General features: G+C 73.5%; 12 protein-coding genes. 8 read left to right on the forward strand and 4 right to left on the reverse strand.

Features of this window, described 5'->3' with window-relative positions:
• The coding region (locus ACLIYP_RS24435) for an ROK family protein (RefSeq protein WP_412715266.1) at nucleotides 1-439 on the forward strand (439 nt) is incomplete at its 5' end.
• Nucleotides 440-537: 98 nt separating this feature from the next.
• On the opposite strand, the gene ACLIYP_RS24440 is transcribed toward ACLIYP_RS24435, so the two are convergent.
• Both ACLIYP_RS24440 and ACLIYP_RS24445 read right to left on the reverse strand, forming a co-directional pair.
• Nucleotides 538-978, reverse strand: coding sequence for a DoxX family protein (locus ACLIYP_RS24440; RefSeq protein WP_412715267.1), 441 nt, complete (start codon nucleotides 976-978; stop codon nucleotides 538-540).
• Between the two features lie 32 nt (nucleotides 979-1,010).
• Nucleotides 1,011-2,006 (reverse strand): glycoside hydrolase family 6 protein, encoded by a 996-nt coding sequence (locus tag ACLIYP_RS24445; protein WP_412715268.1) that lies wholly within the window; start codon nucleotides 2,004-2,006, stop codon nucleotides 1,011-1,013.
• Between the two features lie 576 nt (nucleotides 2,007-2,582).
• On the opposite strand from ACLIYP_RS24445, the gene ACLIYP_RS24450 reads away from it, so the two are divergent.
• Nucleotides 2,583-4,007: a GntP family permease gene (locus ACLIYP_RS24450; protein ID WP_412715269.1), complete on the forward strand. Its 1,425-nt coding sequence runs from the start codon at nucleotides 2,583-2,585 to the stop codon at nucleotides 4,005-4,007.
• A gap of 61 nt (nucleotides 4,008-4,068) precedes the next feature.
• On the opposite strand, the gene ACLIYP_RS24455 is transcribed toward ACLIYP_RS24450, so the two are convergent.
• Nucleotides 4,069-4,635: a DUF488 domain-containing protein gene (locus ACLIYP_RS24455; protein WP_412715270.1), complete on the reverse strand. Its 567-nt coding sequence runs from the start codon at nucleotides 4,633-4,635 to the stop codon at nucleotides 4,069-4,071.
• A 234-nt stretch (nucleotides 4,636-4,869) separates the two neighbouring features.
• On the opposite strand from ACLIYP_RS24455, the gene ACLIYP_RS24460 reads away from it, so the two are divergent.
• From ACLIYP_RS24460 to ACLIYP_RS24485, 6 genes are all read left to right on the forward strand, one after another.
• Nucleotides 4,870-7,323 (forward strand): SpoIIE family protein phosphatase, encoded by a 2,454-nt coding sequence (locus tag ACLIYP_RS24460; protein WP_412715271.1) that lies wholly within the window; start codon nucleotides 4,870-4,872, stop codon nucleotides 7,321-7,323.
• A gap of 235 nt (nucleotides 7,324-7,558) precedes the next feature.
• Complete coding sequence (locus tag ACLIYP_RS24465) at nucleotides 7,559-8,710, forward strand: CPBP family glutamic-type intramembrane protease (RefSeq protein ID WP_412715272.1); 1,152 nt, start codon at nucleotides 7,559-7,561, stop codon at nucleotides 8,708-8,710.
• A gap of 212 nt (nucleotides 8,711-8,922) precedes the next feature.
• Entirely contained in the window at nucleotides 8,923-10,635 is a 1,713-nt protein-coding gene (gene ctaD, locus ACLIYP_RS24470; RefSeq protein ID WP_412715273.1) for an aa3-type cytochrome oxidase subunit I, read from the forward strand.
• 114 nt (nucleotides 10,636-10,749) lie between these two features.
• Nucleotides 10,750-11,169: a DUF2795 domain-containing protein gene (locus ACLIYP_RS24475; RefSeq protein ID WP_412715274.1), complete on the forward strand. Its 420-nt coding sequence runs from the start codon at nucleotides 10,750-10,752 to the stop codon at nucleotides 11,167-11,169.
• 226 nt (nucleotides 11,170-11,395) lie between these two features.
• Nucleotides 11,396-12,280 (forward strand): SDR family oxidoreductase, encoded by an 885-nt coding sequence (locus ACLIYP_RS24480; protein WP_412715275.1) that lies wholly within the window; start codon nucleotides 11,396-11,398, stop codon nucleotides 12,278-12,280.
• A 137-nt stretch (nucleotides 12,281-12,417) separates the two neighbouring features.
• Nucleotides 12,418-12,867: an SRPBCC family protein gene (locus tag ACLIYP_RS24485; protein WP_412715276.1), complete on the forward strand. Its 450-nt coding sequence runs from the start codon at nucleotides 12,418-12,420 to the stop codon at nucleotides 12,865-12,867.
• 190 nt (nucleotides 12,868-13,057) lie between these two features.
• Here ACLIYP_RS24485 and ACLIYP_RS24490 read toward each other — a convergent pair.
• On the reverse strand, nucleotides 13,058-15,818 hold a 2,761-nt coding region (locus ACLIYP_RS24490), incomplete at its 5' end, for a cation-translocating P-type ATPase (protein WP_412715277.1).

Here is a 15,818-nt window from a genome sequence, read left to right on the forward strand (position 1 = left end):
CGGCCCCCCGCCCAGGGGGGGCGCCGGGCGCCGCCGGGCGTCGGTGACGGCGGACTTCGCGGCCGTCACCCGCGCCGCACGCCGCGGCGAACCGGGGGCACGCGCCCTGCTGGAGCGCTCGGCGCGCTACCTGGCGGTGGCCGCCCGCACGCTGGCCAACATCATGGACCTGGAACTGCTGGTGCTGACCGGCCCGAGCCTGGCGATCGCGGGATCGGTGTACCTGCCGGTGGTGCGCGAGGAGCTGGACCGCGCGTTCTTCTCCCGCGCGGCGCACCCGGTCGCCGTCCGGCTCTCCCGGTCGGCCGCCACCGCGCCCGCGATCGGCGCCGCCGCCATGGTGCTGCAGTCGGAACTCGTACCGCTGCGCCAGGGGCTGCGCCTGCCGGAGAACCTCAGGGACTCCGAGCCCGCCCCGGTGGAGCGTTCCAGCGCCTGAGGCGGTCCCGCCGGTACGTACGGCACGGGCGCAGCGGCGCCGCCGGGCCCCGCGGCGGTCCCGCGGAGCCCGGCGGCGGCCGTACCGGCGGGACCGCCTCAGGCGGCGGTGACCCGCACCCCCTCGCCCCGGCCGGCGCGCGCGGTGCGCGCGAACAACGAGCCCAGCGCCCACGCGCCGGGGCCGAGCGCGGCGATGAGGAGGAAGGCCCAGCAGAACATCGCCGCGGCCTCCCCGCCGTTCTGTATCGGGAAGAGCGCGTCGGCCTGGTGCTTGACGAAGTAGGCGTACGCCATCGAGCCGGAGCAGAGCACCGCGGCGACACGGGTGCCGACGCCCAGCATCACCAGGGCGCCCCCGACGAGCTGGATGACGGCGGCCCACCAGGCGGGCCACTGGCCGACCCCGGGCACCTGGCCGCCGTGGGGTCCGCCGAGCACGTTGAACAGGGTCGCCGCGCCGTGGCAGGCGAACAGCAGCCCCACCACGATCCGGTAGAGCCCGAGCACATGGTCCCTGTACCTGTCCAGCAGTTCCATTGAGTGTCCTCTCTCGGCCGTCCTGCCGCCGCTCACCGCGTACTCGCGGGTGCCGCGACGGCCATGTCGTAAGCGAGCTGGGGGATGAACCGACCGGCCGGCCCGGCGCAGCCGTCCGCCTCGCCGGGGAGCTTGACCCACAGGAAGGCGGCGATCCTCTCGTCTCCCGTCCGGTCGGTCGTCGGGGTGCCGACCGCCCGCCCGGGCGGATCGCACCACTGGCCTCCGGCGGGCCCGTTGCCGTTGCGGCTGGTGTCGATCACCGCACGCAGGTCCGGTGATCCGATCGCGTCCAGGACCGCCTTGGCGTAGGCGGTCTCGTCGGCGGTGCGGTTGTAGTTGGAGACGTTGGTGGAGATGCCGTCGGCGCTCTCGGTGATCCCGGACGCCCTCAGCCGGGAGGCCATCTCCGCGGGCGGGTGCCAGTTCGAGTGCGCGGCGTCGAAGTACACCTTCGCGCGGGACGAGGCCGCCTTGAGCGCCTTGCCCGCGTAGGCCATCGACTCCCGGGTCCGCGCCTGCTGCTCGGCGCTCTGGCAGTTCGTCATCAGGGCCAGGACGTCCGGCTCGACGACGACGGCGGCCGGCCGGCCCTCCAGCCCGGCGGCCAGCTCGTCGATCCACTGCCGGTAGGCGGAGTGGCTGGGGGCCCCGCCTCCGCTGGCGCCGCCGCAGTCGCGGTTGGGCATGTTGTAGACCACCAGGATCGGGATCCCGCCCGCCTCCTCGGCCGCCGTGACGAGCGAGTCCACCTCGGCGCGGACCGTGCCGGTGTTGGTCGTGGTGAACCACTGGCCCTGCGGGACGGAGGCGATCCGGTCGCGGATCACGGGCGCACGCGAGTCTCCCGGATTGGCGGCCGCCCAGCGGGCGGCCTGGGTGTCGGGGTTGACGTAGTAGGGCGAGGCCGCGTCGGCGGTCGCCCGCGCGGCCTCGCCCGGCAGGAGCAGCGCCGCGCCGGCGGCCGCCGACGCTGCCGCGGCCAGCGCGAGCGCGCGACCGGCCGGTAAGAGGGTCTTGCGGAGCATGCGTACTCCTCGGTGGGGGGACACGGACCGCTGTTCGCCGGCGGTCCGTCGCGACTCCGGACAGTCCGGTCCCCGCTTCCGCACGGCCTGGACGGAGGGTGTCCATGCCATGCGGAAGCCCGGGACTCGGCCGGGCGTGGGGGCCGGGAGAGCACGGTCACCGGATCGGCGGTGCGGCGCCGCGGTGGACGCCGACCGTCGGCGACCGACCGCCGATCCGGAGCATGTGATCTGGGACACTGCATGGGAGCGCTCCCAAAGAGAGTAGCGACACTGGGGTCCGAGTCAAGGGAAACTGCGCGGTAGCCGAACGACGACGCCTGCCTGAACAGGCATGCGACAACAGAAGGGGCATCACGACACCCTCCGGGGACGGCATCCCCCGTCGGCGACCTCATGGGAGCGGTCCCAGAAGCAGGCCCCGAAGCGCCCCCGCGCCCCCGCCCGGCACTTCCGGCTCCCCCACCCCACCTTGTCAGGAGGAGCGCGCCGGGGGCAGGGTGGCGGTGTCCCTGACCGCCGCCGGCCGTCGCGGGCGGGGCGACCGGCGATGCGAACACGAAAACGGAGTGGTTCGTGGAAGCGATCGACCCGGCCTACGGAACGACGACGCTGCTGCTGATGGCCGCGGGCGCCGTGGCCCTGCTGCTGTTCCTGATCATGAAGGTGAGACTGCACGCCTTCGTGTCGCTCGTCCTGGTGAGTGCGGTGACCGCGGTCGCGGTCGGTTTCCCCCTGGCCGACATCCCCGACGTCCTGATGTTCGGCTTCGCCGACACCATCGGTTCGGTGGCCCTCCTGGTCGCCTTCGGAGTGATGCTCGGCCGGCTGCTGGAGATCACCGGCGGCGCCCAGGTACTGGCCGACACCCTGATCAACCGCTTCGGGGAGCGCCGGGCGCCGCTGGCGCTGGGAGCGGCCGCGCTCCTCTTCGGCTTCCCGATCTTCTTCGACGCCGGGCTGGTGGTGTTCCTGCCCATCATCCTGACCGTGGCCCGGCGCTTCGGCGGCTCGCTGCTGCTGTACGCCCTGCCCGCGGCCGGCGCCTTCGCCGCCATGCACGCCATCGTCCCGCCCCACCCCGGGCCGGTCGCCGCCTCCGAGGTGCTCGGCGCGGACATCGGCCTCACCCTGCTGGTGGGCCTGCCCGTCGCGGTGGTCGCGTGGTACGTGGGCGTCCTGCTGGTCTCCCGCTTCCTCGGCTCCCGCATCCACGTCTCCCTGCCCGACGTGGTCTTCGGCGAGGCGCGCGACGCCCACGGACGGAGCGAGGGGGACCGTGCGGACGGCACCGGCGAGGAGCGGCTCGGCGAACGGCCGCCGTCCTTCGGCACGGTCCTCGGTCTGCTGCTGATCCCGCTGGTGCTGATCTCCTTCGACACCGTCCTGAGCACACTGGCCACCGCGGGCGTCATCGACGAGGGCGAGGACTGGGCGGAGTTCCTGGGCCTGCTGGGTTTCACCCCGATCGCCCTGATGATCACCGTCATCGCCGCGATCCTCGTGCTGGGGCGGCCGCGCGCCCCGATGGGGAGGGTCGGCGACATCATCGACGGCGCCCTCGGGCCGGTCTGCTCCATCATCCTGATCACCGGCGCGGGCGGCATGTTCGGCGGTGTGCTGGAGCTGTCCGGCATCGGGACCGCGCTCAGCGACTCCCTGTCCGGCCTGGGCATGTCCCTGATCGTCCAGGCGTTCGTGATCGCCACCCTGCTGCGCGTCGCCCAGGGATCGGCCACGGTCGCCCTGACCACCGCCTCCGGCCTGATCGCCGGGGCGGCCCGCGCCGCGGAGCTGAGCGATCTGAAGCTCACCCTGCTGGTGGTGGCCGTCGCGGCGGGCGCCACGGTGCTCTCGCACGTGAACGACTCCGGCTTCTGGCTGGTGAGCCGCTTCTTCGGGATGGACGTCAAGACCACCCTGCGGACCTGGACGGTGATGGAGACGACCCTGGGCCTGTCGGCGTTCGTGATCGCCCTGGGGCTGTGGGCGGTGGTCTGACCCCGGCCCCGCACCGGCCACGGGCCGGTGCGGGGCCGCCACCGGTCCGCCGTCCGGGCCGTCACCGGTCCCCGCCGGCGGCGGCCAGGTCGTCGTAGACCAGCAGGCCGTCCTCCCGCAGCCGTACGCCCGGCGTCGGCCCGTGCGGTGTGAGCCTGCCGTCGTGCATCAGGTGCAGGACGTCCGCTCCCGCGGTCAGGACCGCGGCGTCGGCGATCAGCCGGCGGTGGCAGCGCCACCACACGGACTCGGAGCACATGACCGCCGTGGCGGTCCGTGCGGCGTCCCTGAGCACCCCCTCCAGCGCCTCCCGGAAGGAGGGGTCCCGGGTGTGGGCGGCGTATCCGCGGAAGGAGGCGTTGCGCCACACCGTGTCGGGCGAGTCGGCCGGGGGCCTGCGGAAGCCGCCCAGCGGTTTCTCCCAGCGGTAGGCGATGCCGTGCTCGGGCAGCCACCGCGCGAGCCTGTCGCGGGCGAGGTCCGGATCGCGGCGGCTGCCCGGGGCGGTGCGCACGTCCACCACCAGGCCGACGCCCGCCTCCGTCAGCAGACCGGCCAGCCTCTCCCGGCCGGCCGTGCCGTGCCCCACGGTGTACAGCAGCGGAGCCTGCTCCGGGCCCTCCGCCATGGCGCCTCCCTGTGTCGTCCGCCGCTCCCCGCCGTCCGCGAGCCGTCCTGGGCGGCTCGCGGGCGGTCCATGAGCGGCACCGCGATTCCCGCCCGGCTCACCGGGTAACCGTCCGTCCTCGCGGTATGCGCCCCGCCGGGCCGGCAGGCGGACGGCCGTCGTCATGCGCACGGGCTCCGGTCGGGGTTGAATGGCCGAAAGTAGCGTCGCACTTCCACGGAGCGAGGCAGCCGAGTGAACCCGACCACAGATCGCCACAACGCCGGCCCCGGGCCCGCGCGGGGTGGCGCGGTGGTGTTCGTGCTGGACGGGGACGGGACCGTGCTGCAGTGCACGGCCGGCGTGCTGGATCTGATCGGCCGGGCGGCCGATCAGGTCCGCGGGCGGCCGATGACGGATTTCGCCACCACCCCCGGTCCCTGGGACGGAGCGGCCGGCCACGCCGGCACCGAGCCCCTGGAGATCCGTACGGCCCTGCGCCACCGGGACGGCACGGAGGTCGAGGTGGACGCCGAGGTGCTGCCGCTGCCCGCGGCCAGCGGCGGCGGGGCGCGGTTCCTGGTGTGCGCCGTCCCGTCCGCCGCCGGGCGGCGCTGGACGGAGGACCAGTCCCTCATCCGCGCCCTGTTCGACCAGAGCCGCATCGGCCTGGTGGTCCACGACACCGAGCTGCGCACGACCCGCGCGAACCTGGGCCGGGAGTTCTTCGGCATCCCCCTGGCCGCGGACCCCTGGCAGCACGTGCCCGGCCGGAGCCTGCGGGCCATCCTCGTGCCGGAGGACGCCGCCGCGATCGAGGAGCAGTGGCGGCGGGTCCTGCGGACCGGCGAGGCGGTCATCGACTGGGAGCACTCCGCGCGGCGCCTGAACGCTCCCGACCAGGAGCGGATCCTGTCCTCCTCGGCCTTCCGGCTCGACGACAGCCACGGCCGCGCCATCGGGGTCGCCGCGGTCTTCACCGACGTCACCGAGCAGCACACCGCGCGGCGGCGGCTGGCCCTGCTGCACTCCGCCGCCGCGCGGCTGGGGCAGACCCTGGACGTCACCCGCAACTCCGAGGAGCTGACCCGCGTCCTGGTGCCCGACTTCGCGGACCTGGCCTGTGTGGACCTGGTGGAGAAGGTGATCCAGGGCGACGATCCCGGCGCCTTCTCCCCCGGGACCCCGTTGCGCCGGATCGCGGTGGCCCCGTCGAACGGCGCCTGGCCCGCCGAGATGTACCAGCGCGGGGACTCCGTCTACGCCAGGGATCTGGAGAGCGACGCCCTCCGCGACGGCCAGGCCGTCCTCGTGCCCGATCTGGCCGACCTGGAGAAGCGGCTGGCCCCCGACCGGGAGCGGCAGCGGCTGCTGTTCCCGGAGTCGGCCGCCTCGGCGCTGATCGCCCCGCTGCGCGCCCGCGGGAGGGTGCTGGGCGTGCTGGGCCTGTGGCGCGACCGGGGCCGGATCCCCTTCGGCGTGAACGACGTCCCCCTGGCGGAGGAGATCGCCTCCCGGGCCGCGCTCAGCGTGGAGAACTCCCGCCGCTACACATCCGAACTGCGCACCGTGGAGACCCTGCAGCGCAGTCTGCTGCCCCCGGCCGGAGTGGAGTTCAGCGCGGCCGAGACCGCCGGCACCTACGTACCGGCCGGCACCGCCGCGGGGATCGGCGGGAGCTGGTACGACGTCATCCCCCTTTCCTCCACGCGGGTCGCGTTCGTCATCGGCGACGTGGCCGGGCACGGGCTGGGCGCGACGGCCACCATGGGCAGGCTGCGCACCGCCGTGCAGACCCTCGCCGACCTCGACCTCGCCCCCGAGGAACTCCTCACCCACCTCGACGACCTGGCCACCCGCCTGGCCTACACCGAACCGCAGTCGGACGGCAGCGCGGGCGGCGTCGTGGGCGCGAGCTGCCTGTACTGCGTCTACGACCCGGTCACCGGACGCTGCGCCATGGCCAGTGCCGGTCACCCGCCGCCGATCCTGACCAGTTCCGAGGGGCACACCCGGCGGGTGGACCTCAAGCCCGGTCCGGCCCTGGGTGTGGGCGGCATGCCCTTCGAGCCGGTCGAGCTCCACCTGGGCCCGGGGAGCGTACTGGCCTTCTACACAAATCAGTTGGTGGCCCATGACGAGGCGTCGTCCAAGGACCGGACGCGGCGGCTGCGCGACGCCCTGCACGCCGCGGTACAGGCCGGCGGCTCCCCCGCCGACATCGGACGCGCCGCCGTCGACCGCGTCCTGACCGAACCCGCGGCCGACGACATCGCCCTCCTCGTCGCCCGGGTGCGGGCGCTGTCCGACGGGGCCACCGTGGCCTGGCGGTTCACCGCGGACCCCACCGTCGTCGGCCAGGCCCGCGAGCTGGTCACCTCCCAGCTCGCCGCCTGGGGGCTGGAGGAGATGGCCTTCACCACCGAGCTGATCGTCAGCGAACTGGTCACCAACGCCATCCGCTACGCCGGCTCCCCCATCGGGCTGCGGCTGATCAGGGACAAGACCCTGATCTGCGAGGTCTCCGACCCCAGCCAGACCCAGCCCCATCTGCGCCGCGCCCGTCTGACCGACGAGGGCGGCCGCGGTCTGTTCCTCATCGCCCAGCTCGCCCACCGCTGGGGCAGCCGCTACACCCCCTCGGGCAAGACCATCTGGACCGAGCAGGCGCTGGGCGCCGTCCCCGAGGTCCCCCTGGACGTCTTCTGACGGCTGAAAGTGCTCCGGGCGCGCCCTGACGCCGCCTCATGGGCGTTCTCCCCGGGGCCGTTCGGGTGGCGGTTCCCGCGGGCGCGTCGGCGAGGCCGCGCGGCCGGCGCCGTACCGCAATACCGCCGCCGCAGGTGTCGGCCGCCCGAGACCGGCTACCCGGAAAGGCAGAGAAGCCCCAGCAGTCCTCGACAGCGCGGCCACCCGCCGGCGCCTACGTACGGGAGACACACCCGTGGCCCACACCCCGCCGAACACCACCGCGACCGGTCCGGTCCGCCGCCCCGCGCGTACCGCCGGCGCGCGGCGGGCCGAACGCGACCTGTGGGGCCTGCTGCTGGTGACGTGCGCGGTACCGCTCACCGGGTCGGCGCTCGACTTCGCCCGGCTGTCGGGCGCACCGGTGGACGGCTGGTCGGGCGCGGTGCTCCCGTGGCTGCGGCTGCTGTGCTCGCTGGCCGCGGGCTGCCGGCTGGCCGGGCTGCTCACCGAGCGCCGCGCGGCGCGGCGGCGTACCGCCGTCGCCGTGGCGGCCGTCGCCTGCGCCGCCCGCTTCGCCGATCTGGTGCGGGCCGGTGAGGCTCAGGGGGTGGTGGGCAGTGTCGCCACCACCGTCCTGCTGGCCTGGCTCTGCGGCGAGCTGGCGGTGCGGCACGGGGCCGGGTGGCGCGGGCTGGGAATCGCTCCGCCCGGTGCGCGCACCGCCGCCGGACGGCTGACGGCCGCGATGGTCCTCGGCGCCGTCTTCGTCCTCGCCTACACCACCGTCACCTGGATGGCGGGCCTCCAGACGGGTCTGCCTGCGGCCGCGCCCTGGCTGCCCGTTCTGGACCGCGCCCAGAGCGCGGCACTGGGCTGGAGCGGCCCCGCGGACATGGTGGCCAACATCCTGTTCACGGGCGTCGCCGAGGAGATGGTGCTGGTCGGCGCCGTCGTCGTGCTGGGCCGGGCGGCGGGCCGCCCGCTGTGGGCGGCCTGCGCGATCAGCCTGCTGCTGCGGGTGGCGGCGCACCTGTACCTGGGCGTGCCCGGCATCGCCCTGCTGCTGCTGGGATCGTGCGCCCTCCTCCTCTACCTGCGCTGCCGCAGGCTCACACCGCTGGTCGCCGGGCACATCGTCTACGACCTGACGGCCTCCTTCGCCCCCTCCCCCGAAGCGCTGAGCACCTGCGTCCTGGCCGTCCTGCTGGGCACCGGCACAGCGTTCGCGGCATGGCTGCTGTGGTTCGCCCCCGCCGACCCTCCCGAGGGCGGAACGTCCGCCGGAGGGGACGCGGTCCGAATACCCGCCTCCACGGGATTCGGACGCGGCGCCGCGTCCGCCTCGGCCGCCGCGGAGGCCGGACGCCCGGACGGCGCCGTTGCCGCGGGCGGCCCGCGCGCGTAAGACGGAGGAGAGCAAAGGGGGCTATTCGTCATACACGCCCACCGAAGGGTCAAAAGCCGGTGGAGCCGGGCGGCGGTGTTATCCACGTCGGGGCGGCCCGTCGGATGAGACCGCCCGTGGAGAGGACGGGAACCGGGACCGCGGGTGCGCACGCCGGACGGGCGGCGCGGCCGGGGCGCCGGTCGGAGCTGGTGGGTCGAGAGGACACGGGCATGGCAGTGCAGACGGACGAGCCGACGCCGGAGCAGGAGAAGAAGAAAACCGTGGGGGCGGTGGTGGTCGAATGGATGACCACCACCGACCACAAGAAGATCGGCACCCTCTACCTCATCAGCTCCTTCGGCTTCTTCACGATCGCCGGTGTGCTGGCTCTGCTGATCCGGGCCGAACTGGCCCGCCCCGGCACGCAGATCCTCTCCAACTACCAGTACAACCAGTCGTTCACGATGCACGGCGCGATCATGCTGCTGCTGTTCGCCACCCCGCTGTTCGCCGGCTTCGCGAACTGGATCATGCCGCTGCAGATCGGCGCGCCCGACGTGGCCTTCCCGCGCCTGAACATGCTCGCCTACTGGCTCTACCTCTTCGGCGGGCTGATCGCGGTCTCCTCCTACCTCACGCCCGACGGCGCGGCCGACTTCGGCTGGACCGCTTACACGCCGCTGTCGGACGACACCCGCACCCCCCAGGTCGGCGGCGACCTGTGGATCATGGGCTTCGGCCTGGGCGGTTTCGGCACGATCCTCGGCGCGGTCAACTTCATCACCACGATCATCTGCATGCGCGCACCCGGCATGACGATGTTCCGGATGCCGATCTTCACCTGGAACGTCCTGCTGACCAGTGTCCTGGTCCTGCTGGCCTTCCCGCCGCTGGCCGCCGCGCTCTTCGCCCTGGAGTCGGACCGGGTGTTCCAGTCGCACATCTTCGACCCGTCCAACGGCGGCGCGCTGCTGTGGCAGCACCTGTTCTGGTTCTTCGGCCACCCCGAGGTCTACATCATCGCGCTGCCGTTCTTCGGCATCATCACGGAGGTCATCCCGGTCTTCAGCCGCAAGCCGATCTTCGGCTACATCGGCCTGATCGGCGCCACCCTGGCGATCACCGGCCTGTCGATCGCGGTCTGGGCGCACCACATGTTCGCCACCGGCGCGGTGCTGCTGCCGTTCTTCTCCTTCATGTCGTTCCTGATCGCGGTGCCCACCGGAGTGAAGTTCTTCAACTGGATCGGCACGATGTGGAAGGGCTCGCTGAGCTTCGAGACGCCGATGCTGTGGGCGATCGGCTTCCTGGTCACCTTCCTCTTCGGCGGTCTGACCGGCGTCCTGCTGGCCTCCCCGCCGCTGGACTGGCACGTCACCGACAGCTACTTCGTGGTGGCGCACTTCCACTACGTGGTCTTCGGCACGGTCGTCTTCGCGATGTTCGCCGGCTTCCACTTCTGGTGGCCGAAGTTCACCGGCAAGATGCTCGACGAACGGCTCGGCAAGATCACCTTCTGGGTGCTGTTCATCGGCTTCCACACCACCTTCCTGGTCCAGCACTGGCTGGGCGCGGAGGGCATGCCGCGCCGGTACGCCGACTACCTGGCGGCCGACGGCTTCACCGCGCTGAACACGGTCTCCACCATCGGCTCGTTCCTGCTGGGCATGTCGTTCATGGTGTTCTGGTACAACGTCTGGAAGACGGCGAAGTACGCGCCGAAGGTCGCCGTGGACGACCCGTGGGGCTACGGCCGCTCGCTGGAGTGGGCGACCTCCTGCCCGCCGCCGCGCCACAACTTCGTCACCCTGCCGAAGGTCCGCTCGGAGTCCCCGGCGTTCGACCTGCACCACCCGGACGTCGCGGCCATCGACCAGGCCGAGAACGTCGGCCGCAGGGACATCGCCGACGTCACTCCGGAGCGGAGGAGCGACATGGGGTGACCTCCAGGTCGCACCAAAAGATCCTCAAACGGTGTAATCCAGGCATCCCCGGGAACGCGATCCCCACGTGGGCGCACGCCGCCGACCAGCGCTTCGACCTTTCGGGAGGACGAGATGGCCACGCACGGGAAGAACAAGACCGGCCCCGCCCGGGACGACGAGCTCAAGCAGGAGATGGAGGGCGAACTCCGGGCGGGCCGGTCGCTCCGCATGGACGAGGAGCACGAACTCCAGCCCTCGGGCGAGGACCAGCCCGACGTGGACCGCGCACCGAACACCGTGCTCACCGGTGGCACCCCTCCGGGGATGGACCAGAACGACGTCGAGGTGCGCAGCGAGCTGGCCCGGCACCTGGGCCTCGGCCTCTACCCGGCCGACCGCGACGCGGTGCTCGACAAGCTGCGCGAGAACAACGCCCCCGACCGCCTGCTGGACCTGGCCGGGAGGCTGCCGGCCGGACAGGAGTTCCGGAACGTCCAGGACATCGCCCGGGCGCTCGGCCTGGGCGTCGAGGACACCAGCCACCGCACCTGACGGCGACGGCCCGGGGCTCCTCCCGCCCAGGGCGGGAGGACACCGCGTTCACCCGGAGGCCGCATCCGCCCGGAGCCCGAGGACTCCGGGCGGATGCGGCGTCTTCCGGGAGCGGGTGACGGCGCACCGCGGCCGTCGGCGGCAGTGGCGGCAGTGGTGGCGGCGGTGAACAGAACCGGGGCGACCGGTGACACGAGAGACGGAGAGACGGAGGAGAAGGGCGGACATGAGCGACCAGGAGCAGCAGGACCCCACCCGGCAGCACCCGCAGCCGGAGTTCCCCCAGCAGGACCAGCCGCACCCCGGCCTGACCGGGCGGATGGAGCCGGAGCCCGACCACGGCGAGTCGTCCTACCGGGGCAGCGGCCGTCTGACGGACCGGAAGACGATCATCACCGGCGGCGACTCGGGCATCGGCCGCGCCGTGGCCCTCGCCTTCGCCCGGGAGGGCGCGGACGTGCTGTTCACCTACCTCGCCGAGGAGGAGAAGGACGCCCGGGAGACGGCACGGCTGGTGGAGGAGGCCGGCCGGAGGGCCGTGCCCCTGCTGTGCGACATCCGCGAGGAGTCCGAGTGCCGCCGGCTGGTGGACCGGGCGGTGGCGGAGTTCGGGCGCATCGACGTCCTGGTGAACAACGCGGCCTTCCAGATGGCGCAGTCCGAGGGCATCGAGGGCATCAGCACCGAGCAGTTCGACCGGACCATGCGCACCAACCTCTACGGCATGTTCTGGCTGTCCAAGCTCTCCCTGCCGCACATCCCGGCGGGCGGCAGCATCATCAACACCACCTCGGTGCAGGGTTACAAGCCCAGCCCCCACCTGCTCGACTACGCCACAACCAAGGGCGCCATCGTCGCCTTCACCCAGGGGCTCGCCCAGAACCTGGCCGAGCGGGGCATCCGGGTCAACGCCGTCGCGCCGGGGCCGGTGTGGACCCCGCTGATCCCCTCGACGCTGCCCGACACCTCGGAGTTCGGCAAGCAGTCCCCGCTGGGCCGGCCCGCCCAGCCCGCCGAGATGGCCCCGGCCTATGTCTTCCTGGCGTCCCAGGAGGCGAGTTACATCACCGCCGAGATCGTCAACGCCACCGGCGGCACTCCCCTGCCCTGACATGCCGTCAGCAGGGTTCGCAGACCTGACGGGCATTCGTCAAGTGCACCCGCATGGCCGCATTCCTTCCGGGTAGGCGTGAGGCAACGACACAAAGCGTCACATACCAGTCATCACAGCGAGAGAAGGGATGCTGGATGTCTCACGTCGAGGAGTCGATCGAGGTCCGCGTACCGGTGCGCACCGCGTACAACCAGTGGACCCAGTTCGAGAGCTTCCCCGAGTTCATGGAGGGCGTCGAACGGGTCGAGCAGAAGAACGACACGCTGACCCACTGGGTGACGAAGGTCGCCGGCGCCGAGCGGGAGTTCGACGCCCGTATCACCGAGCAGATCCCGGACGAGCGGGTGGCGTGGACGACGGTCGACGGCGAGGCCAAGCAGGCCGGTGTGGTCACCTTCCACCGGCTGGACGACAGCACGACCAAGGTGATGCTCCAGATGGACCACGACCCCGAGGGCGCGGCGGACACCGCCGGCGACAAGCTCGGTGTGGTCCGCCACCGCGTCAAGGGCGACCTGAAGCGGTTCAAGGAGTTCATCGAGAAGCGTGGCGCGGAGACGGGCGCCTGGCGCGGCCAGGTCTGATCCGGTCCTCCGGACCGCGAGGGGGCTCCTCATCCCCCTGTCATGTGGCCGCGGCCCGTGACCACCTCCCAGGTGGCCACGGGCCGCGGTTTTCCCGTGCGCGGGAGGGGAGGAAGGGAAGGGTGACGGGGACGGGAGGGAAGGGAGAAGGGGGCGTACGGCATGCCGTACGCCCCCTTGGTTCGCGGACTCACTCCCCCGGCCGCTCCGAAGGCCCCGCGTCCCCCGTCTGCTCCGGCGGGGACCAGTCCGCCGGAGCGGGTGCCAGCCTGCGCACCACCGGGGCCGCCGCGGCCCCCAGCAGCGTGGCCGTGGTGATCGAGCCGAGGGTGATGCCCCAGGCGACGGGGCCGAGCGGGGTGCAGCCGAAGAACTGGCTGACCCCCGGCGTCTGGATGACCCCCACCAGGGCCGCCGCCGAACCGATCCCGGCCGTCAGCACGTTGCGGTCCAGCCCTCCGGTGAGCAGCGTCTGCGCGAGCTGGGTGCCCACCACCGAGGCCAGGGCCACCGTCCCCGCGCGCCGGCCCCGCCCGGTGAGCCTGGCCGCGCCCCAGGCCAGCCCGGCGCCGAGCGTGGTGGTGGCGCCGCGCAGCAGCACCTCCTGGCTCAGACCGGCCCCCAGGGAGCGGTCCGGGCCCTCGCTCAGCAGCCGCTCACCGGCCTCCGTCGCCGGTTCGCGCACCGCGATGGCCAGCGCCGGGGCGAGGTCGGTGAGGAGGTTGACGAGCATGATCTGACGGGCGTTCAGGGGGGAGCTGCCGGTCAGGGCGGCGGCCAGCACGCTGAAGGCGACCTCGCCGAGGTTCCCGCCGACGAGGATGGCCAGCGCGTCGCGCACCGAGCCCCACATCGCGCGCCCCTCCAGCAGCGCGGCGATGATCGTCTCCAGCCGGTCGTCGCCGACGACCAGGTCGGCGGCCGCGGTCGCGGCGGGCGTACCGCGCCGCCCGAGCGCGATGCCCACGTCCGCCAGCCGGATGGCCGGGGCGTCGTTGGCGCCGTCACCGGTCATCGCCACCACGCGGCCGATGCGCTGGTACGCCTGGACGATGCGGACCTTGTGGTGGGGACTGCACCGGGCGATGACGTCCAGCGTGGGCAGCAGTTCGTCGAGCTCCTCGTCGCTCAGCTCGTCGATCTCGGCGCCCGTGCACACCTTCTGGTCGGGGTCCTCGCTGACGGTGGCGGCGATGGCGTCCGCGGTGGCGGGGTGGTCGCCGGTGAGCATCACCGTCTGCACACCGGCCGCCCGCAGCCGCGCGGTGGCCGGCGCGGCCGAGGAGCGCACCGGGTCGGCGAGTGCGACGAAGCCGAGGAACGTCAGGCCGGCGACGGCCTCGTCGGTGAGGTCCTCCCCCTCGCGCAGCGGACGCTCCGCCACGGCCAGCACCCGCCGCCCGGCGCCGGCGAGTTCCTCGGCCGCGCCGGTCAGACGCTCGCGGGCCGCCGCGTCGAGCTCCTTCTTCTTGCCTCCGTCCTTGCCGCCGCCCCCTTCCCGCAGCCGGGTGCAGCGCTCCAGCACGTTCTCGGGCGCGCCCTTGACGCTGAGCAGCATTCCGCGCGAGGTGCGGCCCGCGGTGGCGTGGTAGGCGCGGGACGGCTCGAACGGCAGGGCGTCGGTGCGCCGCCACTGCGAGGCTCCCTGGCGTACGGCCACCTTCGCGCGCCGGGCCCCGGCCACCACCGCGCGGTCGGTCTGGTGCTCCATGGGTTCGGAGGTGCGGGCCGGCGGGGTGGCGCGCAGCGCGGCGCCCAGGATCTGCTTGCAGGCGGCGTCGAGCCGGTCGGCGGGCAGTTCGCGCCGGCCGTCGCTGACGGCGGCGAGCTGCAGGTCGCCCTCGGTGAGGGTGCCGGTCTTGTCGAAGCAGAGCACGTCGGCGCGGCCGAGCGCCTCGATGGTGCGGGGGTTGCGCACCAGCGCGCCGTGGTCGGCCAGGCGGCGGGCGGCGGCGAGCTGGGCCGCGTTGACCAGCAGCGGCAGCCCCTCGGGCACGGAGGCGACGGCCAGGTTCACCGCGGAGGCGAGCGTGTCCGCCAGGGGGCGGCCGTGCAGCAGCCCGGACCCGGCGACCGCGGCGGCCGAGCCGAGCGCCAGCGGCAGACTGGTCTTCGTCAGGGCGTGCAGCCGCGACTCCACCCCGGTGTCGGGGGCCTTCTGGCGGGCGGTCGCCAGGCTGCGCCCGACCTCGGTGGCCGATCCGGTGGCCACCACGACGGCCACCGCGGTGCCCGCCGAGACGGTGGTGCCCTCGTAGAGCATCGAGCGGCGGTCGGCGATCTGCGCGGCGACCACCGGTGCCGGGTCCTTGGCCACCGGCAGGGACTCACCCGTCAGCGAGGACTCGTCGACCTCCAGCCCCTCACCCCGCAGCAGCCGGCAGTCGGCGGGCACGACCTCCTGGGAACGCAGCACCACCACGTCCCCGGCCACCAGGTCCCCCGCGGCCACCAGGCGTTCGGCCCCGCCGCGCCGCACCCGCGCGCCGATGGCCGAGCGGGCGAACAGCTCCTCCAGCGCCTTGTCGGTCCTGACCCGCTGTACGGCGCCCACCAGGGCGGACGCGCCGGTGATGCCGGCCACCAGCGCCGCGTCGGTCCGCGAGCCCACGGCCGCCGACAGGGCGGCGCCCGCCGCGAGCACCGGGGTGAGGGGGTTGGCCAGCTCCTCGATGAACGCGGCCGGCAGGCCGATGCGGGCCGGCTGCTCGGAGGTGGTGTCCCGGCCCGCCCGGCGCTCGGCCTCCTCCCTGCTCAGGCCCCCGTCGGTGCTGCCCAGCCGTTCCAGTACGCGGGCGGCGGGCATCAGATGCCAGGGCGTGGTCTCCACCGGCGGGGTGACCGGGCGGGACAGCAGCTGCCGGGCCCGCCAGGTGCCCAGGCAGAACGCGGCGGTACCGGCGGCGGTGCCCGCCGCCGCGCCGCGGGCCGTCGCCCGGTCGGCGGGCCCC

Source organism: Streptomyces nanhaiensis (assembly GCF_046614825.1).
In the GTDB taxonomy this organism is placed as follows: domain Bacteria; phylum Actinomycetota; class Actinomycetes; order Streptomycetales; family Streptomycetaceae; genus Streptomyces; species Streptomyces radiopugnans.

What these genes read in the sequence shown, in the direction of transcription:
- ACLIYP_RS24455 (WP_412715270.1), bottom strand. Translation starts at nt 4,635, where the DNA reads ATGGCGGAGGGCCCGGAGCAGGCTCCGCTGCTGTACACCGTGGGGCAC.
- ACLIYP_RS24485 (WP_412715276.1), top strand. Translation starts at nt 12,418, where the DNA reads ATGTCTCACGTCGAGGAGTCGATCGAGGTCCGCGTACCGGTGCGCACC.
- ACLIYP_RS24475 (WP_412715274.1), top strand. Translation starts at nt 10,750, where the DNA reads ATGGCCACGCACGGGAAGAACAAGACCGGCCCCGCCCGGGACGACGAG.
- ACLIYP_RS24440 (WP_412715267.1), bottom strand. Translation starts at nt 978, where the DNA reads ATGGAACTGCTGGACAGGTACAGGGACCATGTGCTCGGGCTCTACCGG.
- ctaD (WP_412715273.1), top strand. Translation starts at nt 8,923, where the DNA reads ATGGCAGTGCAGACGGACGAGCCGACGCCGGAGCAGGAGAAGAAGAAA.
- ACLIYP_RS24480 (WP_412715275.1), top strand. Translation starts at nt 11,396, where the DNA reads ATGAGCGACCAGGAGCAGCAGGACCCCACCCGGCAGCACCCGCAGCCG.
- ACLIYP_RS24445 (WP_412715268.1), bottom strand. Translation starts at nt 2,006, where the DNA reads ATGCTCCGCAAGACCCTCTTACCGGCCGGTCGCGCGCTCGCGCTGGCC.